The sequence below is a fragment of the Ensifer adhaerens genome (assembly GCF_002007205.1).
In the GTDB taxonomy this organism is placed as follows: domain Bacteria; phylum Pseudomonadota; class Alphaproteobacteria; order Rhizobiales; family Rhizobiaceae; genus Ensifer; species Ensifer adhaerens_D.
Genome location: NZ_LAZS01000004.1, coordinates 178514 through 203808, shown reverse-complemented (window position 1 = coordinate 203808; position 25295 = coordinate 178514). Strand labels below are relative to the sequence as shown.

Genomic DNA, 25295 nt, shown 5'->3' with positions numbered 1-25295 from the left:
CTGCCGTCGCCCGGCCGCATCACGCCGCGCCCCACGAATTATCATGTAGCGATTTCAGCAACATTTAAGATTTTGATGATGTTCTTCTGACGGGGAAACTGGGGTCTGTCTGAAGAGAATCCTGATATGAGATGGGTGGTAGCAGCGTCTGAGGCGTGCATGCGATGATGCACTCCGTGGAGAACCGGTTTATTGCGATTGTCTGCGGCGCGATGCTTGTTTTCATTGCCCCGCTGCTGGCGCTCTTTCTCAGCATTTCCAGCGATCGCATCGCACGCGAGCGCCTGCACAACATCGAGCTCCTGATGGCGGCGAGCGCCGAGGCGCTCGGCAAGCCGATCTGGGACTTCGACAGCGACGGCATCAAGCACATCGCCCGCTCGCTGATCAACGGCACCGACATCCTCTCCGTCACCGTCCGCGACCAGTCCGGCTCGATCCTCGCGCAAATGCCGCTGGGCGGCGCGCTGTCGAGCGACAAGGATCGGATCCTCATCCTGCCCATTTCCTATCAGTCCGTGGACGGACTGAAGGAGATCGGACGCATCGAGGTCCGGGTTCCGACGCCGGGTCTGCTGTCACAGTTCAGCAAGGACGAACTGGCGATCCTCGCCATCCTGCTCTTTGCCGTCGCGATCGTCTTTGCCGCGGCGCTCGTCGGCAATCGCTTTACGGTGATGCGCCCGCTGATGCGCCTGACCGCGGCGATCGAGGCGACGCGCAGGCTCGGCTCGCGCCACCGCGTCGACTGGACTTCCGACGACGAGATGGGCGCGCTCGCCGCCAACTTCAACGAGATGCAGGACCGTCTCGAGCGCGAAGAGACCGAACTGAAGAATGCCCACGAGCGCGTCACCGACATCTATAACCTGACGCCGGCCATGCTGTTTTCGCTGGATGTCGACGGACGCCTGCTCGCCGTCAGCGACTATTGGCTGCTTGCGACCGGCTACGGCCGCGACGACGTGATCGGGCGCGACTTCATCGATTTCGTCGATCCGCACTGGCATGAAACCTATCTGAGCCACGCCAAGACGATCGCCGTTGCCGATCATGCGATCCGTGAAGTGACCGTGCCCTTCCGCAAGGCGGACGGCGAGGCGATGACCGTGCTGATCCTGGAGACGAAGGCGACCAGCGAGAGCACGCTGTCGCTGTCCGTCATGACCGACGTCACCGCGCTGAAGCAGGCGGAAAGCCGCAACCACACCCAGGCGATCACCGATCACCTGACCGGGCTCCTCAACCGGCAGGGCTTCGAGGCCGCGCTCGACGAGGCGATCACCGAGGCCGACCAATGTGGCATGCAGCTCGGCTGCCTGTTCATCGATCTCGACCGCTTCAAGTGGATCAATGACAATTTCGGCCATGCCGCCGGCGACGAAGTGCTGCGCCAAACGGTCGAGCTCATCCAGGCGGCCCTCCCCCCCGGCGACATCATGGCCCGGCTTGGCGGCGACGAATTCGCCATCCTGCTTTCCGATCCGAACGCCGCAGATCTGGCGGCGGAGGTCGGCGACCGCATCGTCACGGCGCTGCGCGAACCGATGGCAATCGCCGGCAACGAGCTTTTCGTCAGCGCCAGCGTCGGCATCGCCGTCTACCCGACCCATGCCGAAAACGCCTCCGATCTGCTGCTCAAGGCAGACATGGCGATGTATGCGCGCAAGCACGACGGCAAGAATGGCCTGCTGGTGTTCGACGCCGGCATGCTCGACGCCTCGCGTGAGCGCCACGAGATCGAACAGTGCATCGAGGCCGGCTTGAGGGACGATCATTTTGAAGCCTGGCTGCAGCCGATCGTCAGCCTCGCCGACGGGCAGATCGCCGGCTTCGAGGCGCTGATGCGCCTCAACCACCCGGAAAAGGGCCTGATGCCGCCCGGCAAGATTATCGGCATTGCCGAGGAAACCGGCACGATCGCGCGCATCGGCGACCGCATCCTGGAAAAGGCGATCCGCCATCTGGCCGCGATCTCCGAACTCGACGGTACCCAGAACACCTATCTCGCCGTCAACTTCTCGCCGCTGCAGTTCGAGCTGACCCTGCCGCACAAGCTCGCCGCCCTGCTCCTGAAGCACCATATTTCGCCCAGCCGGATCGTCGTCGAGATCACTGAAGCCGTGCTGATGCTCGACAATCCGGAAGTGCATGCCGTGCTGAAGCAGCTCAACGAATTCGGCTGCCGCATCGCGCTCGACGATTTCGGCACCGGCTATTCGTCGCTGAGCTACCTCAACCGTTTCCCGGTCGATATCGTCAAGGTCGACCAGTCCTTCACCCGGTCGCTGAGTTCCGGCACCGCCGACATCCGGCGCAAGAGCCGCATGCTGATCAAGGGCATCCGCACGATCTCCCACCAGATGGGCTGCACGGTCGTCGCCGAAGGCATCGAGACGAAGGAACAGTGGCAGCTCCTGCGCAAGCTCGGCGTCGATTGCGGCCAGGGCTACCTGTTCAGCCGGCCGATGCCGGTCGACCGGATGCTGACCATGCTCGAAAGCGACTCCGAGGCAAAGGCGTCTGCTGTGCCGAACATGCGGGCATGAGTTCCCTCACCGGTTCCCGGATTGGGAGAAATTCAGGGCCGGAAGGCACGCACGGGCCGAAGACAGCAGGAACGAGCCGTCGCAAGACGGACGCAGAAGAGGAGGAAAAGGTGTGAAGGCGCTGATCGCAGCATTTTTCCTCGGTCTCGCAACGACGGCCGAGGCTCAGACGATCAAGTTCGTCACCGAGGAGTACCCGCCTTACAACTTTTCGACCGAGGCCGGCCCGAGCGGTGCCGCCGTCGACCAGGTCAAGCTGATCATGGAGCGCCTGAAACTGCCCTACACGATCGAGGTTCTGCCCTGGGCGCGGGCCTTCATGCTGGCTGAAACCGATCCCGCCTATTGTGTTTTCACCACCGGTCACGATGCCGAGCGCGACGGAAAATTCCAATGGGTCGAACCCCTGCTGGTCGACCACATGGTCATGGTCCGGCAGGCTGGATCCGCGATTGCGCCGGCGTCCCTCGGAGACGCACACCAATATACCATCGGCACTCAGCGCGAGGATTTTTCGGCCTCCTACCTCAAGGAGCACAATTTCCCCAAGATCGACTACGCCGCCAGCCTCGACTCCAGCTTGAAGAAGCTGATGGCCGGCCGGGTCGATCTCCTGATGACGTCCGAGAAGACCTTCGAGAGCATGCGCGCCGAGGGAAAGCCGGTGGAAGCGGCGCTGGTGCTGGAAGGCAAGCTCTACGGCATCGCCTGCCACCGCGATTTTCCGCGCGATGTCGTGGCCGCCATGCGGTACGAACTCGACCGGCTGATCGGCAACGGCACGCAGGACGTGATCTTCAGGCAGTACGGGCTCAAGCCCAATGCCAGCCTGCAGGCGGAGAAATAGGCGTTGACTTCGAGGGTGCGCGATGTTTTTGGATTGCACCACCCCGAAATCATGAATGCGTAGCACCATGTTGATCATCGCAGGGCTTGGCAATCCAGGTTCGAAATACGCCGCCAACCGGCACAATATCGGCTTCATGGCCGTCGACGTCATTCATCGCCGCCACGGCTTTGCCTCCTGGTCGAAGAAATTCAAGGCCGAGATCGCCGAGGGCGAGATCGCCGGCGAACGCGTCCTGTTGATGAAGCCGCAGACCTTCATGAACCTGTCCGGCGAAGCCGTCGGTGAGGCCATGCGCTTCTACAAGCTGCAGCCGAAGGACATCACCGTCATCTATGACGAACTGGATCTGCCGGCCGCCAAGGCGCGCATCAAGGTCGGCGGCGGCCATGGCGGCCATAACGGCATCAAGTCGATCGATGCCCATTGCGGCAAGGATTACCGCCGCATGCGGCTCGGCATCGGCCATCCCGGCGTGAAAGACCTCGTGCATGCCCATGTGCTTGGCGATTTCGCCAAGGCCGACCAGGCCTGGCTCGTGCCGCTGCTCGACGCCATCGCCGACAATGCCGACATGCTGGTGCGCGGTGAGGATTCCCAGCTCTTAAACAAGATCGCGCTCGCGACCGGCGGCAAGCCGGAGGCGGAGAAGCCCGAGGGCCCGAAGAAGCAGGGCGCGCAATCGCACATCCACCAGGCGCGCAATTCGGCCCAGCCAAAAAAGCTGCCGGCGACGGGCCCGATGGCCGACATGCTGAAGAAGATGTTCGGCTCGAAGGGCGACTGACCCCAGATTTTCCGCGGTCGCGTCGGCCGGCGGGGATCCTTCTGCAAGAAACCTAGTTGCCGGTTTCCCTTCGTCGGGACAGCGCTAGATTGTGACCAACTGGTCCAAAGAGCGCAGAGGCCCCCATGATAGACGCCAAGTCCGCGATCGAATGGCTTCTCGCCTCGGATCCGTCGATCCGCTGGCAGGTGATGCGCGATCTGCTCGATGCGCCCGAGCCCGAATGGAGCGCGGAGCGCGCCAAGGTGGAGACGGAGGGCTGGGGCGCTCAACTTCTTTCGCAGCAGGACGCAGACGGTCAATGGGCGGGCGGCGCCTTCATACCCGCCGGCTTCGACCCGCAAGAGTGGTCCGAGAACGGCCAGCCCTGGACGGCAACCTGCTTCTCGCTCTCGCAACTGAGGGAGTTCGGTCTTGATCCATCGTCCGACCGCGCCCGGCGAACCGTCGAACTGATCGGCGCCAACTCGCGTTGGGATGAAGGCGGCCAACCCTATTGGCATGGCGAAGTCGAGGAGTGCATCAACGGCCGCACCGTCGCCGACGGCGCCTATTTCGGCGTCGACGTTTCAGCCATCGTCGAAAGGCTCATCGGCGAAGTCCAGGCCGATGGCGGCTGGAACTGCGAGCGGGCAAACGGTTCGCTCCGTTCCTCCTTCGCCACCACGATTAACGTGCTCGAAGGATTGCTGGAGTTCGAACGGGCAACCGGCGGCACGCCACGGTCCAGGGCGGCGCGCCGGGCTGGCGAGGACTACCTGCTCACGCGCCACCTCTTTCGCCGGCTGAGCACAGGCGATCCCGCAGACAGGCGCTTCCTGTGCCTTTGCCACCCGAGCCGCTGGCACTACGACATCCTGCGCGCGCTCGATTACTTTCGTGCCTCGGCGCTCCTGGCAGGCACGGCACCCGATCCTCGCCTTCGCGAAGCGATCGAACATCTTTGCTCCCGACGCCTGGAAAACGGTACCTGGCCACTCGACTGGCGCCCTGCCGGACGGGTGTGGTTCGACGTCGACGACGGGATCGACGCCCCGTCGCGGTGGGTGACGCTCAAGGCGATGCGTGTGCTCAAATGGTGGAACTCGCACGTGCAGTGAAGGCGGGCGCCGGCGCATCTGACGGATCCACCATCGGCCGCGGCCGATGGGTCGTACGAGTGGACGCCAGATGTCAGGCGGGACCATCGCTGCGATGGGCGGCGAGAAAGATCCGCACCGCCTCCGCCGCGTGGGCTCGCAGGACCTTCGGCGTGGGAATCGCGCTGTGGCCGAGCAGCATGGCGTCATTGACCGGCCCGCCCATGACCAGCCAGTTGAAGAAGCCGCCGGCGACCTCGGCGTCCTTCACCCGGATATCCCCCTTCTCGCCATAGCGCTGGAAGGCGACCGCAAGCCGCCGGATCGAGCGCATCGGCCCGCGCTCATGCAGCGCCTCGCCGAGCTGCGGAAAACGCTCGACCTCAGCAATCACAAGACGCCGAACCTGCATCAGCCGCGGCGTCATGACGATCGAAAGCAGTTGCGTGGCATAGTCGAGCAGGAACTCCTCGATCGGCTCGTCGCCATCGGGATCGGCAACCTGCTCCTGGAATTCGTCGCCTGCGCCTCCCGTCATGCTGCGCACGACTTCCAGAAACAGCGCCTCCTTGTTCTGGAAATGGGAATAGACCGTCTGCTTCGACACGTCAGCAGTCGCCGCGATCTCATCCATGTTGGTGCCGAGAAAGCCATGCTTGAGGAAGAGATCGCTTGCCGCCGTCACGATTGCCTTGCGGGTGCGCTCCATGCGCGTCTTGGCGCCGTTGCTCAAAGCTGCCGTCCCCTGCCTGAACCAAATCACTTGCGATGCAGGATAGGCCAGTCGGATTGACAAATCAAACTAGACGGTACAGTCTAGTTAGCGAAATGAGTTTCGGAGAGGGCCATGGCCAAACCACAAGCAAGAAATCGCATCGCCGCCTGCCGCTGCGGGCTGGTTGCCTTTGAAGCCGTCGGCGCGCCGATCGTCGGCGCCGCCTGTTACTGCACCAGTTGCCGCACCGCCGGCGAGCGCTTCGAGGCCCTGCCGGAGGCATCCCCGGTGCTGGAGCCCGACGGCTCGACGCGGTTTGCGCTCTACCGCAAGGACAGGATCCGCTGCATCCGGGGCAGCGACCTCCTGCGCGAACATCGGTTGACGCGCGAAGCACCGACGCGCAGGGTGATCGCCAGTTGCTGCAACGCCGCCATGTTCCTGGAATTCAAGGGCGGGCACTGGCTGAGCGTCTACAATCAGCGTTTCGCCCCCGATGAACAGCCGCCGCTCGAAATGCGGACGATGACGAGGGATCGCAAGGCAGGCGTCGAGTTCGCCGACACGCTGCCGAGCTACAAGACCCATTCGGGCCGTTTCATGTGGCGATTGCTGACTGCCTGGGCGGCCATGGGGTTCAAGGCGCCGAAGATCGACTATGTGAAAGGCGAGGCCAATGGCATCCCCGGCTGAGAAGATCGAGATCGAGAATTTCACCTCCCCCGGCCACGTCTACCGCGTCGACCGGGTGAAGTACGAGGCCATGCGCAAGGCGCTGCTTGCCGTGCTGCCTGCCGCGGCACCGGGCCTGACCGTCGCCGAGGCCAAGGAACGCCTGCTGCCGCTCCTGCCGCAGGACCTCTTTCCCGAAGGCGCAAAAGCCGGATGGTGGCTGAAGGCCGCCCAACTCGATCTCGAAGCCAAGGGCACGATCGAGCGGGAGGCGAGCAAGCCGCTTCGCCTGCACAGGAAGGCATAGAGCGCCGTGCCGGAGATTCTCCGCGCCGGCCGCTATTCCTCCGGCTCGGTGGTGAAGAGCAGCGGGAAGCCCGCTTCCTTGGCCAGATCGGTCGCTTCCTTCGCCTTGGTTTCGGCGATGTCGCGGGCACAGACGACCACCACGCAGGTACCCATCTTGTGGGCCGTCATCATCACGCGGTAGCCCGCCTCCTCGCTCATGTGGAACACGGCCTTGAGCACGCCGACGACGAAGTCGCGCGGCGTGTAGTCGTCGTTGAGCAGCATGACCCTGTAAAGCTTCGGCCGTTCTAGCTTCGGCTTGACCTTTACTTTGACTTTTTTGGCAACCTCGTTGTCACTCATCGGAACCACCCCGTTGATGACAGAATGCAGGAAAGCTTGAGCGTTGCAGCGGCCTTGGCGTATCGAAGGATGGGCGCTGTAGCGGCACTATCCTACGGGCAGTGGTGCCGATCAAGCAAAAGCAGATTGAACGACGCCGGCGACGCTCAACGCGCCTGCCGATGGCCGGCGAACATCGACGCCGCCTCGTCATAGGAGCGCGCCCGTTCCAGCGCAGCCTCGGGCGTCTGCTTGCGCGCGAACAGCGCATGAAAGAAGCAATGCACGAACAGGGGGGCATCCGCCCCTTCTGGCGAGCCATCGGGTGCAACATAGAGCGCAGCACCTCCCTTCCGAACGAAGGCATCGCCATACGCCTCGCCGCCGGTCTCGCAGCACGTGCTGAGAACGATCTTGCCGTCGAGCCTGGCATGCCCGGCGACCACCGAAGGTGGCAGGCTGCCCTCGACCAGCATCGAGGTGTCGATCTCCTCGATGTAGTCGCCGAAGACGAAACCGTTTTCATCGCCGTGACCGCAGATGACGAGATGCTTGTGCACGCCGTCGCCGGCACCGATCAGGGTGAGAAAGTCCCCGGGCGTTCCCGGCAGATGCAGCGTGACGACGGCGCCAAGGCTCTCCAGCATCGAGCGGATCAACAGCGCCTCGAGCGTATCGCCGATATCGACGACGGCCACCGGCAGGCGCGGGAACAAGAACGTCTGATCGATCAATGGGAGGCTCCTCGAACTGACGCCGTAGCAGCAGGCAGGCGGCGTTTGGAGCGGCATATGCGGCTCTTGCACCATGCGTTCAACGGCCAAAGCCCCTTATTTACCGTGAACGGGGTGTCCGCCCTTGACCGGGAAGCGCCCTTCCCGCATAGCCACGCCAACGGAATTTTTAAGATACGGACGAGACCCCATGGGCTTCAAATGCGGTATTGTCGGACTGCCGAACGTCGGCAAGTCCACACTCTTCAACGCGCTCACCAAGACGGCAGCGGCGCAAGCGGCCAACTATCCCTTCTGCACCATCGAGCCGAACACCGGCGAAGTGGCGGTGCCGGACCCGCGAATGCGCAAGCTTGCCGACATCGCGAAGTCGAAGGAAATCATCCCGACGCGCATCTCCTTCGTCGATATCGCCGGCCTCGTGCGCGGCGCGTCGAAAGGCGAAGGCCTCGGCAATCAGTTCCTCGCCAACATCCGCGAAGTGGACGCCGTCGTTCACGTGCTGCGCTGCTTCGAGGATGACGACATCACCCACGTCGAAGGCCGCATCAACCCGGTCGCCGATGCCGAGACGATCGAGACCGAGCTGATGCTCGCCGACCTCGAGAGCCTGGAGCGCCGCACCGAGCAGACCCGCAAGCGCGCCGTCGGCAAGGACAAGGAGTCCGTGGCCCAGCTTCCGATCATGGAAGCCTCGCTGAAGCTCCTGCAGGACGGCAAGCCGGTCCGCACCCTGCTGGCTAAGCTCGACGCCGAAGAGCTGCGCATCCTCCAGGGCCTCAACCTCCTGACCGCCCATCCGGTTCTCTACGTCTGCAACGTCGCGGAAAGCGATGCCGTCGACGGCAACGAGCATACTCGTGCTGTCGCCGAAATGGCGAAAGCCCAGGGCGCTGAGTCCGTCGTGATCTCCGCTGCTATCGAGTCGGAAGTGGCCCAGCTGCCGGAAGACGAATCCAAGGAGTTCCTGAGCGCGCTCGGCCTCGAAGAAGCCGGTCTCGACCGTCTGATCCGCGCCGGCTACAAGCTGCTCGACCTCATCACCTATTTCACCGTCGGCCCCAAGGAAACCCGTGCCTGGACGATCCAGCGCGGCACCAAGGCGCCGCAGGCTGCCGGCGTCATCCACACCGACTTCGAGCGCGGCTTCATCCGCGCCAACACCATTGCCTATGAAGACTACATCGCGCTTGGCGGCGAAGTGGGCGCTAAGGAAGCCGGCAAGGCGCGCGACGAAGGCAAGGAATACGTCGTCCAGGACGGCGACGTCATCCATTTCCGCTTCAACACGTAAGGCCTTTCGGCCTGATCCCGCACGCAAGGCGCGGGATCAAAGCGCATCAGAACTTGATACTACGGCGCGGCATGCAACCGCGCCGTTATCGTTTCCGGCAAGAGGTCGATGACCATGCGGCGCAGCCGCTGCCAGAAGATGCCGATGAACAAGACGGTCACCCCAACAACCGCCAGGGCGATGAAGACGTAGCTGTCGAGCGATGCATTGGTCTTGCTCAGCACGGTCCAGATCGCGCCGCCCAGCGACAACAGCCCCGATGTGACGAAGGCGCGGCGGTCGATGACGAGCCCGACCAGCATGAACAGGGCGACGATCACAATGGCGGAAGCGGCCTGATTGAAGCTTGCCTGTCCGTCCCACCATGTTGCACCGCCATTGGCCAGGAACACCAGCCCCATCAGCGAATAGAGCAGAGCTGGCGCGGCTGCGAGGTGCAGCCAGAAGGCAATGTCCGAACGTGTGGTGAGCCGCTGCGGGTCCGAAACGTCGTAGCGCATAGCGATCGAAAAAACGGCCAGTGCCCCGACGAGCATGGTGAGCGGAAGGACCATGAAACGATCGCCGCTGGCAAGGTCGATGCCCAGGCCCTTGTCGAGGCCCAACAACACCGCAACGACGCCGACCAGCGCGATCGACACAATAAAACCGGCAAGCGCCAGCGGGACGCGATAACGCAGGTAGAACAGTCCGAGCGGGATTGGAAAAGCGGAAACATAGCCGAGCATGAAGCCGAGGGGACGCAAGGTCTCCGCATGATCGTCCACGAGCCACATCGACGTCATTGCGACCCAATGGACGAGCGCGAGCGTCAGCGCCACCGATGGCAGCGCCAGACGCTGACGCCGCACGAGAATTTCCGCAAGCACGAGAATGGCCGGCAGAGTTGCGAGCGGACCGGTCAGGCCCCAGAGACCGATGAGCGCGACCACGATGCCGATGGTGATCAGGATATCGTGAAAGCCTCTGACAAAGCGCGGTTGCTCGCTGTCTTCGGCCGCCAGGGCGTCGAGTGCTGCGTCGGCCCTGTCCGCGGCGGCATCCGGCGCCGCGGGGGCGAAGCGGAAGCCACGATCGGCAAGATAGACTTCGAGATCCCGCAGCTGATGCGCGGAGATGATCCCTTTTTCGGCAGCGCCTGCGAGCGCTCTGTTCAGTTCGGTCACGAATGGTCCTCGATCAGCTTTGGCGGCATGCCGCAGCATGCAGGAGGTTGCACGAACGCCCGGCATGCGCAACCTGGAAAAACGAAGTCTCCCGCTCCTTGGCAAGACCGCTCAAATCGATTCCGCTCCGCAACATTTTGCAGTAGGTAGTCGACAGCAAATCAGACGGGACAGGACAAGCATGCTGTATTTCGAGGATTTTTCGCCAGGACGGCGCTTCGATTATACGCCTGTCGAGATGAAGCCGGCTGGCATGATCGCCTTTGCGAGCGAATTCGACCAGCAGCCGATGCATCTCGACGAGGAAGCAGGAAAACACAGCATTCTTGGCGGTCTTGCGGCCTCCGGCTGGCACACCAGCGCCATCGGCATGCGCATGATGCTCGACGCCTTTATGGGCAATTCCACGTCTCAGGGCTCGCCCGGAATCGATTTCATGGACTGGCGAAGGCCCGTCATCGCTGGCGATGTGCTCTCCGGTTTCAGCCTCGTCGTCGAAGCGCGCCGCTCGATATCGAAACCCGATCTGGGCATCGTGAAATTCCGCAACGAAATCAATAACCAGGCTGGCGAACCCGTGGCAGTTTCCGAATGCTCGGTTCTCTTTCGTTGCCGCGACAAGGGCAAAGCCTGATGATGACCATGGAAGAATTCTACGCAGCAAAGAGCCGGACCCTGATCGGCAGTCTGACGTTTACGGCCGACGACATCATCCGCTTCGCCACCGATTTCGACCCGCAACCCTTTCACCTCGACGCAGAAAAAGCGCGGCATTCTCTCTTTGGCGGCCTCTGCGCCTCGGGCTGGCACACCTGCGCCGGGTGGATGCAGTGCTTCGTCAAGTTCTGGAAGAACGAGCAACGGCGGCTTGCCGCCGAAGGCCTGAAGGCACCGAACCTCGGCCCCTCGCCCGGCTTTCGCGACCTCAAATGGCTGAAGCCGGTCTATGCCGACGACACGGTCACCTACTTCGTCACGTTTCTTGAAAGCCGCACCCTTGCCTCCAAGCCCGGCTGGCGGATCAACACGATCCTGTGCGAAGGCGAGAACCAGCATGGCGAACAGGTGATCCGCTTCGAAAGCAAGGTCATCGAGTTCGTCTGACCGGACGAACCGTCCAAGACCCATCATTTCTTAAAATCGCCTTCCGCCGGGTGTAGACTATGGGGCGATAGGTTGCGCACCTCGGCCGCGCCGAAGCGGCTTCCAGGCAAGCGACCATTGGTAGCGGAGGAGCGGCTATGGAAAGAACCCACGCCCGCGAACTGGCGGACGAATATCTGCGTCTTGGCGGTCACCGCCGCGTCGTCATCGACGATAACGAAACATCGGTCAGAAGCTGGGAGGAAGAGCCTCCGGAAGCCGAAAAATTCTGGCTTACCGAAGTGGAGACACTGTCGCCGGCAGCGCAGCGCGAGGTGCAATTGATGCTGCGGACGATCAACCGCATGTAGGCCGAAGGAAGGGCGCGGCCGCCCGCACCCATCCCGCCGGGGCCGATCAGTGGCCTTCGAACTCGATCAGCGTGCGGACATTGACGCCGAGCGCTTCGAGCTTCTTGCGCCCGCCGAGTTCGGGAAGATCGATAACGAAACAGGCGGCAACGATCTCGGCGCCCATCTGCTTCAGAAGCTTGGTGGCCGCTTCCGCCGTGCCGCCGGTTGCGATCAGGTCGTCGACCAGGATCACCTTTTCACCCGGCCGGATCGCATCCTTGTGCATTTCCATTTCGTCGACGCCATATTCCAGGCTGTAGGCGATGCGCACGGTGTCGTGCGGCAGCTTGCCCTTCTTGCGGATCGGCACGAAGCCCGAGGAAAGCTGGTGCGCGATCGCGCCACCGAGAATGAAGCCGCGCGCCTCGATGCCGGCGATCTTGTCGATCTTGGTGCCGGCATAGGGATGCACCAGCTCGTCGATCGCACGGCGGAATGCGCGCGGGTTGCCGAGCAGCGTGGTGATATCGCGAAACATCACGCCCGGCTTCGGATAATCAGGAATGTTCCGGATGGCGGAGATCAGTTCCGATTGAACGGTGGAGGTCATGGGCAAAAGGGCCTTTGCGTCTCTTGTTTCCGCAAACCCATAACACCATCGGCGCGCTTGTCTATAACGGTTTCTTGTCGCGCGTTCGGCGGGAACAATTGGCCGCCCGGGGGGTTGATGCTACTCTGATCGTGCGGTCGCCCGACCGGCGCGCCGCGCTCTCGCATCAAACTTACACAGGGAAGGAAGCAGCCATGCGCCTGTTTGAATGCGGTTCACTCGTCCCGGGTTGCGAGTGGCACACCCGCGCCGACAACGATGCCGAAATCGTGCGCCGCGCCGTCGAGCACATGCGTGAAACGCACGGCGAAACCGTCATCCGCGAAAACATGATCGACAACATCAAGGCCCGGATCACCGACGAATCCAAGGCGGCTTAGCCGTCCTCAAGGCGGCGTAAGCCGTCCGGCCAAAGCGGCCTGAGCCGTCCAGTCAGGACGGCTGCACTATGGCTTCGAGCCGGGCGATAAGGTTTGCCCGGTCGAGATTGAAGTTGCGCTCGATCCAGAGATTTTCGAGTTCGCCGAGGATCTCGCCCACCCGCGGGCCGGCCGGTACGCCGGCCTTCAACACATCGCCGCCGTTCAAAGGAAAGCTTGGCCGCTTGAAGGCCTCGGCACGCGCCAGCAGGCGGCGCAGCGAGGCGGTCTCGGGCAAAAGCGTCGGATCGCCTTCCGATTTTCGCCGCGCCGTTGCGAGCGCCAGCCGCAGTCCTACGACAATCCCTTCCACGCCATGACGATAGAGCAGACGGTCGAAAGCGGTGTCGACGGTGGTCGCTGGCACCGCCGGCGCCTTGGCCCAGCGGCTGAAATAGGCGGCTTCCGCCTTCGACAGGCGCAGACGCTCCGCCATCGCTTCAAGCCGCTCCTCGTCCGGCGGCACGATCGCGCAGAGCCGCAGAAGCGGATCTGCTTTCCATCCGAAAGCCCGTTCGGCGGCAACGACATCCGGTATCGCGTCGATACCCCATTTTTCCGTTTCCGGCAGGATTTCGGTGAGCACGCCAGCCTGCCGCATCCAGAGAAGCGCGCGGCCGGGATCCTCGGCCGAAAGCAGCTTCTTCGTTTCCGCCCAGACCCGCTCGGCCGAGAGCGTCGATAGCTTGGAGCGCGCACGGGCGCAGGCGCGCAAGCCGTCTGCATCCGGCCGGCCGCGGCCGTAATGGGCGAAAAAGCGGAAGAAGCGCAGGATGCGCAGATAGTCCTCGGCGACCCGTTCGGAGGCATCGCCAATGAAGCGCAGCGTGCGGGTCTCGATGTCGGCGAGACCGCCGACATCGTCGAAGACCTCGCCGCGATCGTTGGCATAGAGCGCGTTGATGGTGAAGTCCCGCCGCTCGGCGTCGGCCTTCCAGTCGCTACCGAAGGCGACTTCGGCGCGGCGCCCGTCCGTCGCAACGTCGCGGCGCAGCGTCGTCACCTCATAGGGCGTACCGTCGATGACGAGCGTCACCGTGCCGTGGTCGATGCCGGTCGGCACCACCTTGATGCCCGCCGCCTTCGCCCGCTCGGCGACTTGGTCGGGGCGCCAGGTCGTCGCCATGTCGATATCGCCGGCCGGCAAGCCCATCAGGCTGTTGCGTACCGCTCCACCGACGACCCGGACCTCGCCGCCTTCGACATTGAGCACATCAAAGACGCGACGCAGGGAGGGCGTCGAAAACCAGCCTTCGCCAGCAACCGAAGTCATGCATAGAGCCTTTCATAAAGCATGCGCAGAATCCCGGCGGTGATACCCCAGATGTTGCGGCCGCCATAGGGCATCCGGTAGAAATGCCGTTCCTCGCCCTGCCAATGGCCGCTGCCGCGGTCGTGATTGCCGGGATCCATCAGGAAGGACAGCGGCACCTCGAAGACGCTTTCGACCTCTTCCGGATTGGGCACGAGTTCGAAACCGGGTTTGACCACCGCAAGCACCGGAGTGATGCGGAAACCGGACATGGCCATGTAGTGCGGCAGCCGACCGATGGTTTCGACGAAGCGCGGATCAAGGCCGATCTCCTCCTGCGCCTCGCGCAGCGCCGCCACCTCGACCGAGCGGTCTTCGGGGTCCACGGCACCGCCCGGAAAGGCGACCTGGCCGGAATGCTTGCGCAGACTGGTCGTGCGTTGCGTCAGGATCACCGTCGCATCGTCGCCGTCGTCGACGACCGGGACCAAGACTGCGGCATCCTTGAGCTTCAGCGTCTCCAGATAGGGCACGATGCCCGGATTGAGCAGGAAGTCGCCGTGCTCTCGCCAAGAGGTCTCGATCGGGCCGCCCATCTGGGTCAGCGCCCGGCGGCGAAACTCGTCGGCGGAAAAGGGATGCGCATTCATCGGGAGAGCGCTTCCAGCTCGGCCGCCGGCATGATCGGGAAGATGGCGCCGCCCGAGCGCACGCAGAACATCTCGGTGCCGTCGATCGCCACCGTCTCGCCGAGTTCGACGATATCGTACATCACAGGCCGCGACACCAGGGCTTCCAGCCGTCCGCGCACATGCAAATAAGGCTTCAGCTCGCGGTTCTCGCCATGAATGACGAAACGCAGCGGATGCTCCGGCCCGGCTTCGACCACGTCGCCGACATTGGTGCGGAAGGTCAGGATCTGCCCCGTGTCTCCCTGGGTCACGCTCATCTCGACGGCGACGAAGGGCGCATCGACGATGCGGATGCCGACCTTTTCCACAGGCGTGACGAGATAGGTGCGCCCGTCCTCGTCTTTGCGCAGGACGGTGGAAAACAGCCGGACCAGCGGCTGCCGGCCGATCGGCGTACCCAGGTAGAACCAGGTGCCGTCGGCGCGGATCTCCATGTCGATATCGCCGCAGAACGGCGGATTCCAGCGGTCTACCGGTGGCAGGCCGCGCGCTTTTTCGCCGGTCTGCCCGGCGGCGCGCGCAATCAGGGCCGCCAGTCCCGCCGCGTCGCCGGTTTGCTGAATTTCGGCTTCTGCCATTGTTCCGTCCCGTTTGGTCCCGATTTTCAGATCGAGACCTTTGATATCTCACGAGATAGTGCGTCGGCGCCGACTTGTCAGCCGTCCGGCAGGGTCTAAATTGGATTTTGGCGACTGAAATCCCAGCCACCGCATGATTCCTTAAATCGGGATCGATCTGAGGACAAACATCATGCGGCGGGCCAAAATGTTACAGCGAGCCTGGCGCGCCCTATAAGGACGCGCGGCGCTGTAGGGGCGATTCGGTTTAACAACGGGCGACCGGGGAGTATGACCATGAGTGTGATGAAGGGCGCGGCTGACGCGATCGACGAGAAGGCGATTGTCGCTGCGGCCGAAAGTGCGCTGGGCGAAATCGCCCGGGTGCGTGCGGAAGTCGGCAAGGTCATCTTCGGCCAGGAAAGCGTGGTCGAGCAGACCCTGCTTGCGGTCCTCTCCGGAGGCCATGCACTTCTCGTCGGCGTTCCCGGCCTTGCCAAGACGAAGCTCGTCGCCACGCTCGGCACCGTGCTTGGGCTTGATTCCAGCCGCGTGCAGTTCACACCCGACCTGATGCCGTCGGACATCCTCGGCTCTGAAGTCATGGACCAGGACGCGGCCGGCCATCGCTCGTTCCGCTTCATTCCCGGCCCGATCTTCACGCAATTGCTGATGGCCGACGAAATCAACCGCGCATCGCCGCGCACGCAGTCGGCCCTTCTGCAGGCGATGCAGGAGTACCACATCACGGTTGCCGGCGCGCGCAAGGACCTGCCGGCACCCTTCCATGTGCTTGCGACCCAGAACCCGCTGGAGCAGGAAGGCACCTATCCCCTGCCCGAGGCGCAGCTCGACCGCTTCCTGATGCAGGTCGACGTCGGCTATCCGGACATTGCCGCCGAACGGCAGATCCTGCTCGAAACGACAGGCGTCGGCGAAGCGACCGCCCATCCGGTGATCGATGCCGCGCGGCTGCAGCAGATCCAGGCCCTCATCCGGCAGATGCCGGTCGGCGAAAAGGTGGTCGACGCGATCCTGTCGCTGGTACGCTCCGCCCGTCCGGGCAATGGCAATGCCGCGACCGACAAGAACGTCGCCTGGGGCCCGGGTCCCCGCGCCGGCCAGGCGCTGATGCTCTGCGCCCGCGCCCGCGCGCTCTACGACGGCCGCCTGGCGCCGTCGATCGACGACATCCTGGCGCTTGCCGAACCCGTGCTTCAGCACCGCATGGCTTTGACCTTCGCCGCCCGTGCCGAAGGCATGACCGTGCGTGACGTCGTCGCCGATCTGGTGAAGCAGGCCAGAGGCTGACGCATGGCCACGGTCGGGCACATAGTCTCGCGTACTCCCGCCAGTGAAGTGCTTTCACGAGCGCAGCAGCGCGCCATGCTCGTTCCCGATTGCCTGGTCGAAGCGCGGCGGATCGCCAACACGGTGATCTCCGGCTGGCATGGCCGGCGCAAGCGCGGCATCGGCGAGAACTTCTGGCAGTTCCGGCCCTATTCGGACGGCGAGAGCATGTCGCGCATCGACTGGCGCCGCTCGGCCCGCGACGACCATACCTATGTCCGCGACCGCGAATGGGAGGCCGCCCACACCATCTGGCTGTGGGCCGATCTTTCGCCGTCGATGATGTACAAATCGAAGCTCGGCACGGTCTCCAAGGAAAGCCGCGCGCTGGTGCTGATGCTGGCGCTTGCCGAAATTCTCGCGCGCTCCGGCGAGCGGATCGGCTGCCCCGGTATCATGGAACCGATCTCGGCCCGCAATGCCGCCGAACGGCTGGCGACCGCGATCATGCTGAGCCCGCTCGCCGAGGGCCTTCCCGAGACCGGGATGATCCGCAGCGCCAGCGACCTCGTGCTGATCGGCGACTTTCTCGATCCGGCGGACAAGATCATGGAGCGTCTCGGCCCGCTGGCCAGACGCGGCCTGCGCGGCCATGTGGTCGAGATCGCCGACCCGGCCGAGGAGGTGTTTCCCTATTCCGGCCGGACCGAGTTCACAGACCCGGAGACCGGCGAGAAGCTGACCGCCGGCCGCGCCGAAGTGTTGCGTGAAGACTATCAGCGCGCCTATGTCGGCCGCCGCGACACGCTCGGCGTGACACTCCGCCATCTCGGCTGGACCTTCACCCCGCACAGGACCGACCGGCCCGCCTCCGAGGCGCTCGTCGCCGTGCATACCTATCTCTCGGGCATGCCGGGACGGGCAACCCACGGGGGCCAGCTATGAGCGGCCTGGCCTTCCTCTTCACCAATCCGGCCATTCTGGCCGCCCTGGTCGCCCTGCCGGTCATCTGGTGGCTGTTGCGCATGACGCCGCCGAGGCCCGCGGCCGAAGTCTTCCCGCCGCTGCGCATCCTCGCCTCGGTGATGAAGCGCGAGGAGACCCCGGCGCAAAGCCCCTGGTGGCTGACGCTCTTGCGCATGCTGATGGCCGCCGCGCTGATCCTCGCCATCGCCGATCCCGTGATCAACCCACGACAGAACACGCTTTCGTCAGCCGGACCGCTCGCGCTCGTCATCGACAACAGCTGGGCGACCGTCAGCGACTGGAACCAGCGGGTCGAAGCGGCCAATGCGCTGATCGACGATGCGGAAGCCAAGGAGCTTCCCATTTCGATCGTCTTTACCACCGACCGCCAGCATGACGCGACGCCCGCTTCCGCTGCCACGGCGCGCGACCGTCTGGCGGCCGCCCAGCCGCAACCGCTGCCGGCGGAACGCGGGCTGGCGCTCGCTGCCATGAAGGCTGCACTCGCCGGCTCTCCGCCCGGCACCCTCGCCTTCTTCAGTGACGGCATCGAGGCTTCGGATGGCGGGACGATGCAGAAGATCGCAGAACTTGGCGCGACGAATGTCCGCCGCGTCGAAGGCAATGCGGAAAGCGCCATCGCGCTGACCGCAGCGACCAACGAAAGCGACGGAATGCGGGTCACCGCCTCGCGCCTGCCGCTCGGCGAGCCGCGCGCCTATTACGTGCTTGCCCGTGACATTCGCGGCACGGCGATCGCCGAGGGCGAGCTTCGCTTCGCGACGGGCGCGACCAGCGCGGATGCCTTGCTGAAGGCGCCTTTTGAACTGCGCAACGACTTCGCCCGCCTGACGATCGAAGGCCAGGCGACCGCCGGCGGCGTGCACCTGCTCGACGACGGCAACCGCCGCCGCCGGGTGGCCCTGCTCAGCGGCGAGGTTCATCAGTCGCAGCCGCTGCTTTCGCCGCTCTACTACATCAAGCGCGCGCTGGAGCCGCATGCCGACCTGATCGAGCCCCGCGAGGAGGCGATCGGCAAGGCGATCGCGGAGCTTCTGGCGCAAAACCCGTCGATCCTCGTCATGGCCGACGTCGGCCGCCTGCCGGACGAAAGCTACCCGCTGGTCACGCGCTGGCTGGAAAACGGCGGCATGCTCGTCCGCTTCGCCGGCCCGAGGCTCGCCGGCGCCCCCGCTGACGATCCGCTCGTTCCGGTCGTGCTCAGGCAGGGCGAGCGTACGCTCGACGGCGCGCTTTCCTGGTCGGAACCGCAGCCGCTCGCCGACTACCCGTCCACCAGCCCCTTTGCCGGCCTGGAACGCCCGCGTGACGTGCTGGTGAAGCGCCAGGTGCTGGCGCAACCGACGCCCGACCTCACGGAGCGGACCTGGGCCAATCTTGCCGACGGCACGCCGCTGGTCACGACCGCCGAGCGCGGCCGCGGCCGCATCGTGCTCTTCCATGTGAGCGCCGATCCGAACTGGTCGAACCTGCCGATCTCGGGCTCTTTCGTCGACATGCTGCGCCGCTCGATCCAGCTTTCGCGCGCCGGCGGCGTTGCCGGCGATCAGCCGAGCAAGGCGCAGACGCTGCCCCCCTACCGCCTCGTGAATGCCCGCGGCGAACTGACCGGTGACACCGGCAGCGCCCGACCGCTCGAAGTCGTGCCCGGGGTGGCCCCGAAAGTTTCCGCCGACACGCCGCCCGGCCTTTACGGCTCGGAGGAGGGTTTCGTCGCCAACAATCTTCTGCCCGACGGCGGCCAGCTCACTCCGATAGCAGGCAATCTCGTCGGGGCGCGGGCCGAAGGACTGGAGGGCGCCCGGCCCTTCTCGATCCGGCCCTATCTCTTCGGGCTGGCGCTGGCGCTCTTCGCCCTCGACACGCTGATCGTGCTCTACATGGCCGGTGGTCTTGCCGGCCTGCGCCGCCGCGCAAGCCGTGGCGCTGCCGCCGCGGCCCTGGTTGCGACCGTCGGTCTTGCGACGCTGGGCCTTGTGGCCGCGCTCGCCCCGGCGACCGCCTATGCGCAGGACAGCCAGCCGAGCGACGAGCAGACGCTGCAGCGGCTGGACACCACCCATCTCGCCTATGTCATGACAGGCGAGCAGGAGGTCGACCGGCTCTCCGAGCAGGGCCTTATCGGCCTCAGCAACTATCTGACCTACCGGACGGCGCTCGAACCGGGCGCGCCCGTCGGCATCGACCTCGAACAGGACGAACTGGCGTTCTATCCGATCATCTACTGGCCGGTTTCGGCCACCGCTCCGATGCCGAGCAGCCGGGTCATGAGCCGGATCGACGCCTATATGCGCAACGGCGGAACGGTACTCTTCGACACGCGCGACCAGTTCTCCTCGCTGACGCCTTCTGCCGCCGGCGACAGCCCCAACGTGCAGCGCCTGCAGGCGATGCTGAGCGGGCTCGACATTCCGCCCTTGGAGCCGGTGCCGTCGGACCACGTGCTCACCAAAGCCTTCTACCTGCTTTCGAACTTCCCCGGACGCTACGCGGAGAGCCAGCTCTGGGTGGAGGCAGCCCCCAATGGCGATGAGGACCGGGGCAACCGCCCGGTGCGCGGCGGCGACGGCGTGACGCCGATCATGATCACCGGCAACGATTTTGCCGGTGCATGGGCCGTCGACGTCAACGGCGCGCCGCTCCTGCCGACGGTGCCGCCGGACGAGATGCAGCGCGAATATGCCTACCGCGCCGGCGTCAACATCATGATGTATATGCTGACGGGCAACTACAAGGCCGATCAGGTTCACGTGCCGGATCTCCTGCAAAGGCTTGGACAGTGAGGGCCGATCGATGACCTATGGCTTTGCCCCACTGCTTCCGTGGATCTATTTCGTCCCGCTGCTCGCAATCGCGGCGCTGTTCATCGCCTATGGCCTTTGGCAGAAGGTACGCGGCGCGTGGCTGCGCCTGGCCGCTCTTGCGGCGCTCGGACTGGCGATCGCCAATCCCTCCATCTTCGTGGAATTGCGGGATCCGCTTTCGACGATCGTCGCCGTTGTCGTCGACCGCAGCCAGAGCCAGCAGAACGGCGACCGCACTGCGCAGACCGACCGCGCCGTCGAAGGCCTGAAGGAGAGACTGGCGGCGATTCCTCTGATCGAACCCCGCATCATCGAGGCAAAGACCGATCCGGCAAGCGTCTCGCCGTCGACCAATCTCTTCTCAGCGCTTGCCTCCTCGCTCTCGGACGTTCCGCCGGCGCGCATCGGCGGCGCCATCTTCGTCACCGACGGTCAGATCCACGACGTGCCCGATGTCGGCCGTGCGCTCGGCTTCGATGCGCCCGTTCACGGGCTGATCACCGGCAAGCCCGATGAGTTCGACCGGCGTGTGGAGCTGATCAACCCGCCGCGCTTCGGCATCGTCGGCGAGGAGCAGAAGCTCTCGTTCCGCGTCGTCGACGATGGTGCGGCCCCCGGCGGCAGTGCCGAAGTCACGATCCGTCTCAACGGCAACGAGATCGCCCGCGAACGGGCCGAGCCCGGCACCGACATTCCCTTCACGTTCAACGTTCCGCGCGGCGGCAACAACGTGCTCGAATTCGCCGTCGATGCCGTTCCCGGCGAAGTGACGACAGCCAACAACCGCGCGGTCCACGTGCTCGACGGCATCCGCGAGAACCTGCGCGTGCTCTTGGTCTCCGGCGAGCCGCATGCCGGCGAACGCGCCTGGCGCAATCTGCTGAAGTCCGACGCGGCCGTCGACCTCGTGCACTTCACCATTCTGCGCCCGCAGGAAAAACAGGACGGCACGCCGATCAACGAACTGTCGCTGATCGCCTTCCCGACGCGCGAACTCTTCGTCGACAAGATCAACGAGTTCGACCTGATCATCCTCGACCGCTACCAGCATCGCGGTCTGTTGCCGATCCTCTACTACGACAACATCGCGCAATATGTGGAGAACGGCGGCGCGCTGCTGATCGCAGCCGGGCCCGAACATGCCGGCGACGATTCGATCGCCGCGACCCCGCTCTCGGCCGTGCTGCCGGCAGCACCCACCGGCGTCATGAACGAAAAGGCCTTCTTTCCCCGCCTTTCGGAGGAAGGAAAGAAGCATCCGGTGACCCGCGGGCTCGAAGGCTCCGACAGCGAGCCGCCGCACTGGGGCCGCTGGTTCCGCACGGTCGACGTCGACAGGCCGCAGGGCCATACGGTCATGGAAGCGGCTGACGGCAAGCCGCTGCTGGTGCTCAACCGTGTCGGCAAGGGCCGCGTCGCCATGCTGCTCTCCGACCAGGGCTGGCTCTGGGCTCGTGGCTTCGAAAGCGGCGGCCCGCACGTATCGCTCTATCGCCGCACCGCCCATTGGCTGATGCAGGAGCCTTCGCTCGAAGAAGAGGCGCTGACGGCGCGCGCCCGCGGCCGGACGCTCGAAATCACCCGCCAGACGATCGACGGGGATCCGGGCCTGGTGACGCTGGTCTCTCCCTCCGGGCAGAAGCAGGACGTCAAGCTGACGGAACGCCAGCCGGGCCTCTATTCCGCCGAGGTCGCCACGACCGAAACCGGGCTCTTCGAGATGTCGAACGGCGAACTGACCGCGCTTGCCCATGTCGGCGATCCGAACGCCCCGGAATTCAAGGCGGCGATCTCGACCGAGGACAAGCTGCGTCCCTGGGCGGAGAAGACCAAGGGCATCGTGCGGCGCCTCGCAAGCGCCGAAGGGCCGCTCGATCTGCCGACGGTGCTGCCGGTCCGGGGCTCGATCCGCTCGGCCGACGACCAGCGGCTCTCGATCCGCATGACCGACGAAACCGTGCTGAAGGGCGTCAATTCTGTGCCGCTGTTCACGGGTTTCCTTGGCCTTGCAGCACTTCTGCTGCTGATTTCTGCAAGCTGGTATCGCGAGGGACGATGAGCGACCACCCCATTGCCGTTAGCGACCTTCGCGACGCACCGCACTTTTTCGATGCCGTGGCCGACCGCATCTGGCGCGCCTGGTGGGAGCCGAATGGCTTCCCGCTGCAGCACATTGCCGATCTGCTTCAAGAGAGCCTTGCCGACGATGCCGAACAGCTGTGCCTGGTGGCGCATGCCGGCGACCGTTTCGTCGGCACCGCCTCGGTGATTGCCTCCGACCTGGAGGAGCGGCCAGATCTCACGCCTTGGGTGGCAGCCGTCTGGGTCGATCCGCCGTTCCGCGGGGCGGGCATTGGCGGCGACATCGTGCTGAAGGCGGCACACGCAGCGCTCGATACCGGCGCCGAAGCCGTGCATCTTTGCGCCCTTTCGGGCAAACGCGCCTTCTACGAGCGCCTCGGCTGGCGGCTCGACGAGACGGATGTCGGCGAGGATCGCCTCGACGTCTTCAGCATCCGCCGCGCCGAAAAATAGTCCCGATGTTCGTCGTCACCGACAGCCCGCCACCCGATACACTTGAGACAATCGGCAACGGTCTTGCCGCCTTCAACGCCGCCGACGTCGGCCCGTCGGAGCGGCGCCCCCTCGCCGTCCTTGTCGGCGGCCCCGAGGCACAGGGAGCCCGCGGCGGCCTGAACGGCTACACCGGCTGGGGCTGGCTATTCGTGCAATGGCTGTGGTTACCGGAAGATCTTCGCGGACAGGGGCTTGCCGGCAAATTGCTCCAGGCGGCCGAGGACGAAGCGCGCAATCGCGGCTGCCACAGCGCCTGGATCGACACCTTCAACCCGCAGGCCCTGCGCGCCTACGAGCGTCAGGGCTATGCGGCCTTCGGTGAACTGCCGGATTTCCCTGTTGGCCGAAGCCGGGTGTTTCTGAAGAAGTCGCTCGTCGCGCGATAACGCTCGGCGTCAGACGGCAAGCGGCAGGTCGAGCGGCACATCGCATGGCGCCGCATCATCCCGCCAGCCGATGACGCCGGAAAGTGCGGCATGCACGCCCTCGGCCATCGGCACGACGAGCACGCGCGCCGGGTCGACCGGTCCCGGGAACTCGAGTGCCGCGTAACGCACCTTCTCGAAGCCGAGCGGCTGATAATAGGGCGGATCGCCGACGAGGATCACGGCTTGCGAACCCTTCCGCCGCGCCGCCTCGACGGCGATGCGCACAAGCTCCCGGCCAATGCCCATGTTCTTGTGCGACGGCCTGACAGCGAGCGGTCCGAGCAGGTGGCCCTTGACCGAACCGGCCATGACCGCCGTCATCCGGACCGATGCGATCGTCTCGCCATTGTCGGCGCAGATGAAGGATAGCGACCGGTCATGCGGCCCCTGCTCACGAATCCGCGCAGCGGCCCGCGCGAACCGGCCGGGGCCGAAAGCTTCTTCGTTGATGATTTCGATGGCTGCGTCGTGGGACGCGTCTTCGGTCAGATAGACGAGATCGTGCTTTTTCATGAGATCGAGAAACCAGGCATGCGAACAGACATAGGGATGGCTTCGCCCGAATGGGGCGTTGGCAGCATCAGCGTCGTCGCAGGTTTCCCGAGAACATCATCTGTGTGGATTCTTCCAGACACGAAAAAAGTTGTGAAATCGCCGATAGCAGAAATTTGCCCTCTGTCAAAGCCTAAAACGCACTGTTCCGAATTCGCTATCTATCGAATGCCGCTGAAAGCGCTATCTATGGGCGCAACGATCACGAAGGAGTTTGTCCGATGGGCAGGTTGGTGGATGGCGTCTGGCAGGACGTCTGGTACGACACGGTTGCAACGAACGGCCATTTCAAGCGCAGCGCCTCGCAGTTCCGCAACTGGATAACGGCGGACGGATCGGCCGGCCCGAGCGGCGACGCCGGCTTCAAGGCCGAGGCCGGGCGCTACCATCTCTATGTTTCGCTCGCCTGCCCCTGGGCGCACCGCACACTGATCTTCCGCAAGCTGAAGAAGCTCGAGGACCTGATCTCGGTCTCGGTCGTCGATCCGCTGATGCTCGCCCAAGGTTGGGAGTTCAAGGACGGAGGCATCGGCACCGGCGACCATCTCTTCGGATCGAAGGCGCTTTGGCAGGTCTATACCCGCGCCGACGCCAACTATTCCGGCCGCGTGACCGTGCCGGTTCTCTGGGACAAGAAGCAGAACACCATCGTCTCGAACGAATCCTCAGAGATCATCCGGATGTTCAATTCCGCCTTCGATCACCTCACCGGCTCGACGCTCGATTTCTACCCGGAAGAGCTGCGCGGCGAGATCGACGCGATGAACACCGACGTCTACAACGACGTCAACAACGGCGTCTACAAGGCAGGCTTCGCCACCACGCAGGCCGCCTATGAGGAAAGCGTCACCGCACTCTTTGCCCGCCTCGACAAGCTGGAAGAGCGTCTCGGCTCAAACCGTTACCTGACCGGCAGCCGCCTCACCGAGGCCGACTGGCGGCTGTTCACGACGCTGGTGCGCTTCGACCCCGTCTATGTCGGCCACTTCAAGTGCAACATCCGCCGGATCGCCGACTATCCGAACCTTCAAGGCTATCTCCGGGAGCTCTATCAGGTGCCGGGCGTGGCCCAGACGGTCGACATGCGCCACATCAAGGAGCACTACTACCGCAGCCACACGACCATCAACCCGACCGGCGTCGTGCCGGTGGGCCCGGTGCTCGACCTCACCGCCCCGCACGGCCGCGAGGCGCTGTAAGACTGCACTGAAACGAGCA

The 25295-nt window shown here is 64.4% G+C and carries 27 protein-coding genes; 18 read left to right on the top strand and 9 right to left on the bottom strand.

From position 1 onward, the window contains the following. Positions 1-164 precede the first annotated feature (164 nt). The 4 genes from XB14_RS03465 to XB14_RS03450 all read left to right on the top strand — a co-directional run bounded on the left by XB14_RS03465 (position 165) and on the right by XB14_RS03450 (position 5283). Complete coding sequence (locus XB14_RS03465) at positions 165-2549, top strand: putative bifunctional diguanylate cyclase/phosphodiesterase (RefSeq protein WP_077960214.1); 2385 nt, start codon at positions 165-167, stop codon at positions 2547-2549. Positions 2550-2661: 112 nt separating this feature from the next. Then, the gene (locus XB14_RS03460) at positions 2662-3396 is read left to right on the top strand and encodes a substrate-binding periplasmic protein (protein ID WP_077960213.1); all 735 of its coding nucleotides are present in this window, start codon (positions 2662-2664) and stop codon (positions 3394-3396) included. Positions 3397-3463: 67 nt separating this feature from the next. After that, on the top strand, positions 3464-4183 hold the full coding sequence (gene pth / locus XB14_RS03455; RefSeq protein ID WP_077960212.1) for an aminoacyl-tRNA hydrolase: 720 nt from the start codon (positions 3464-3466) through the stop codon (positions 4181-4183). 125 nt (positions 4184-4308) lie between these two features. Beyond that, positions 4309-5283 (top strand): squalene cyclase, encoded by a 975-nt coding sequence (locus tag XB14_RS03450; protein WP_077960211.1) that lies wholly within the window; start codon positions 4309-4311, stop codon positions 5281-5283. Between the two features lie 73 nt (positions 5284-5356). Here the strand turns inward: XB14_RS03450 and XB14_RS03445 are convergent, their stop codons facing one another. After that, complete coding sequence (locus XB14_RS03445; RefSeq protein ID WP_234803938.1) at positions 5357-5995, bottom strand: TetR/AcrR family transcriptional regulator; 639 nt, start codon at positions 5993-5995, stop codon at positions 5357-5359. Positions 5996-6109: 114 nt separating this feature from the next. On the opposite strand from XB14_RS03445, the gene XB14_RS03440 reads away from it, so the two are divergent. Both XB14_RS03440 and XB14_RS03435 read left to right on the top strand, forming a co-directional pair. Continuing rightward, a complete protein-coding gene (locus XB14_RS03440; protein WP_077960210.1) occupies positions 6110-6670 on the top strand; it encodes a GFA family protein in 561 nt (186 codons plus the stop codon). After that, positions 6654-6956: a DUF6958 family protein gene (locus XB14_RS03435; RefSeq protein WP_077960209.1), complete on the top strand. Its 303-nt coding sequence runs from the start codon at positions 6654-6656 to the stop codon at positions 6954-6956. The genes XB14_RS03440 and XB14_RS03435 overlap by 17 nt, the downstream gene beginning before the upstream one ends. A gap of 32 nt (positions 6957-6988) precedes the next feature. Here XB14_RS03435 and clpS read toward each other — a convergent pair whose 3' ends face one another. Next, positions 6989-7300 carry an ATP-dependent Clp protease adapter ClpS gene (gene clpS, locus XB14_RS03430; protein WP_077960271.1) on the bottom strand — a complete coding sequence of 104 codons (312 nt, stop codon included), beginning with the start codon at positions 7298-7300 and terminating at the stop codon, positions 6989-6991. Positions 7301-7446: 146 nt separating this feature from the next. Further along, entirely contained in the window at positions 7447-8013 is a 567-nt protein-coding gene (locus tag XB14_RS03425; RefSeq protein WP_077960208.1) for a hypothetical protein, read from the bottom strand. 190 nt (positions 8014-8203) lie between these two features. On the opposite strand from XB14_RS03425, the gene ychF reads away from it, so the two are divergent. Beyond that, complete coding sequence (gene ychF / locus XB14_RS03420) at positions 8204-9307, top strand: redox-regulated ATPase YchF (RefSeq protein WP_077960207.1); 1104 nt, start codon at positions 8204-8206, stop codon at positions 9305-9307. A 59-nt stretch (positions 9308-9366) separates the two neighbouring features. Here the strand turns inward: ychF and XB14_RS03415 are convergent, their stop codons facing one another. Beyond that, a complete protein-coding gene (locus tag XB14_RS03415; protein ID WP_077960270.1) occupies positions 9367-10473 on the bottom strand; it encodes a hypothetical protein in 1107 nt (368 codons plus the stop codon). A gap of 181 nt (positions 10474-10654) precedes the next feature. On the opposite strand from XB14_RS03415, the gene XB14_RS03410 reads away from it, so the two are divergent. From XB14_RS03410 to XB14_RS03400, 3 genes are all read left to right on the top strand, one after another. Further along, entirely contained in the window at positions 10655-11107 is a 453-nt protein-coding gene (locus XB14_RS03410) for a MaoC family dehydratase (RefSeq protein WP_077960206.1), read from the top strand. After that, positions 11107-11577, top strand: a complete 471-nt coding sequence (locus XB14_RS03405; RefSeq protein WP_077960205.1) for a MaoC family dehydratase — start codon at positions 11107-11109, stop codon at positions 11575-11577. The genes XB14_RS03410 and XB14_RS03405 overlap by 1 nt, the downstream gene beginning before the upstream one ends. Before the next feature lie 137 nt (positions 11578-11714). Continuing rightward, positions 11715-11927, top strand: coding sequence for a hypothetical protein (locus XB14_RS03400; RefSeq protein WP_077960204.1), 213 nt, complete (start codon positions 11715-11717; stop codon positions 11925-11927). A gap of 46 nt (positions 11928-11973) precedes the next feature. Here the strand turns inward: XB14_RS03400 and XB14_RS03395 are convergent, their stop codons facing one another. Next, complete coding sequence (locus XB14_RS03395) at positions 11974-12519, bottom strand: adenine phosphoribosyltransferase (protein WP_077960203.1); 546 nt, start codon at positions 12517-12519, stop codon at positions 11974-11976. Positions 12520-12713: 194 nt separating this feature from the next. On the opposite strand from XB14_RS03395, the gene XB14_RS03390 reads away from it, so the two are divergent. Then, the gene (locus XB14_RS03390) at positions 12714-12899 is read left to right on the top strand and encodes a DUF1059 domain-containing protein (protein WP_057253104.1); all 186 of its coding nucleotides are present in this window, start codon (positions 12714-12716) and stop codon (positions 12897-12899) included. 52 nt (positions 12900-12951) lie between these two features. On the opposite strand, the gene XB14_RS03385 is transcribed toward XB14_RS03390, so the two are convergent. Genes XB14_RS03385 through XB14_RS03375 form a run of 3 tightly spaced genes read right to left on the bottom strand, consistent with a single transcriptional unit; the run spans position 12952 to position 15460 of the window. Then, positions 12952-14211, bottom strand: coding sequence for a CCA tRNA nucleotidyltransferase (locus tag XB14_RS03385; RefSeq protein ID WP_077960202.1), 1260 nt, complete (start codon positions 14209-14211; stop codon positions 12952-12954). Beyond that, positions 14208-14840, bottom strand: a complete 633-nt coding sequence (locus tag XB14_RS03380) for a CoA pyrophosphatase (protein WP_077960201.1) — start codon at positions 14838-14840, stop codon at positions 14208-14210. Before XB14_RS03380 ends, XB14_RS03385 begins: the two co-directional genes overlap by 4 nt. Then, positions 14837-15460, bottom strand: a complete 624-nt coding sequence (locus XB14_RS03375; protein WP_077960200.1) for a DUF1285 domain-containing protein — start codon at positions 15458-15460, stop codon at positions 14837-14839. The genes XB14_RS03380 and XB14_RS03375 overlap by 4 nt, the downstream gene beginning before the upstream one ends. Positions 15461-15736: 276 nt before the next feature. On the opposite strand from XB14_RS03375, the gene XB14_RS03370 reads away from it, so the two are divergent. From XB14_RS03370 to XB14_RS03345, 6 genes are read left to right on the top strand one after another with little or no spacing between them, the layout of a single operon-like run. After that, positions 15737-16750: an AAA family ATPase gene (locus XB14_RS03370; protein WP_077960199.1), complete on the top strand. Its 1014-nt coding sequence runs from the start codon at positions 15737-15739 to the stop codon at positions 16748-16750. 3 nt (positions 16751-16753) lie between these two features. Further along, on the top strand, positions 16754-17674 hold the full coding sequence (locus tag XB14_RS03365) for a DUF58 domain-containing protein (RefSeq protein ID WP_077960198.1): 921 nt from the start codon (positions 16754-16756) through the stop codon (positions 17672-17674). Beyond that, the gene (locus tag XB14_RS03360) at positions 17671-20499 is read left to right on the top strand and encodes a DUF4159 domain-containing protein (protein ID WP_077960197.1); all 2829 of its coding nucleotides are present in this window, start codon (positions 17671-17673) and stop codon (positions 20497-20499) included. The genes XB14_RS03365 and XB14_RS03360 overlap by 4 nt, the downstream gene beginning before the upstream one ends. Before the next feature lie 10 nt (positions 20500-20509). Then, complete coding sequence (locus XB14_RS03355) at positions 20510-22579, top strand: hypothetical protein (protein WP_077960196.1); 2070 nt, start codon at positions 20510-20512, stop codon at positions 22577-22579. After that, the gene (locus XB14_RS03350) at positions 22576-23055 is read left to right on the top strand and encodes a GNAT family N-acetyltransferase (RefSeq protein WP_077960195.1); all 480 of its coding nucleotides are present in this window, start codon (positions 22576-22578) and stop codon (positions 23053-23055) included. Before XB14_RS03355 ends, XB14_RS03350 begins: the two co-directional genes overlap by 4 nt. Positions 23056-23060: 5 nt before the next feature. Beyond that, complete coding sequence (locus XB14_RS03345; RefSeq protein WP_077960194.1) at positions 23061-23483, top strand: GNAT family N-acetyltransferase; 423 nt, start codon at positions 23061-23063, stop codon at positions 23481-23483. 9 nt (positions 23484-23492) lie between these two features. Here the strand turns inward: XB14_RS03345 and XB14_RS03340 are convergent, their stop codons facing one another. Then, a complete protein-coding gene (locus XB14_RS03340) occupies positions 23493-24038 on the bottom strand; it encodes a GNAT family N-acetyltransferase (protein ID WP_077960193.1) in 546 nt (181 codons plus the stop codon). Positions 24039-24298: 260 nt separating this feature from the next. On the opposite strand from XB14_RS03340, the gene XB14_RS03335 reads away from it, so the two are divergent. Beyond that, a complete protein-coding gene (locus XB14_RS03335) occupies positions 24299-25276 on the top strand; it encodes a glutathione S-transferase family protein (protein ID WP_077960192.1) in 978 nt (325 codons plus the stop codon). Positions 25277-25295 lie beyond the last annotated feature (19 nt).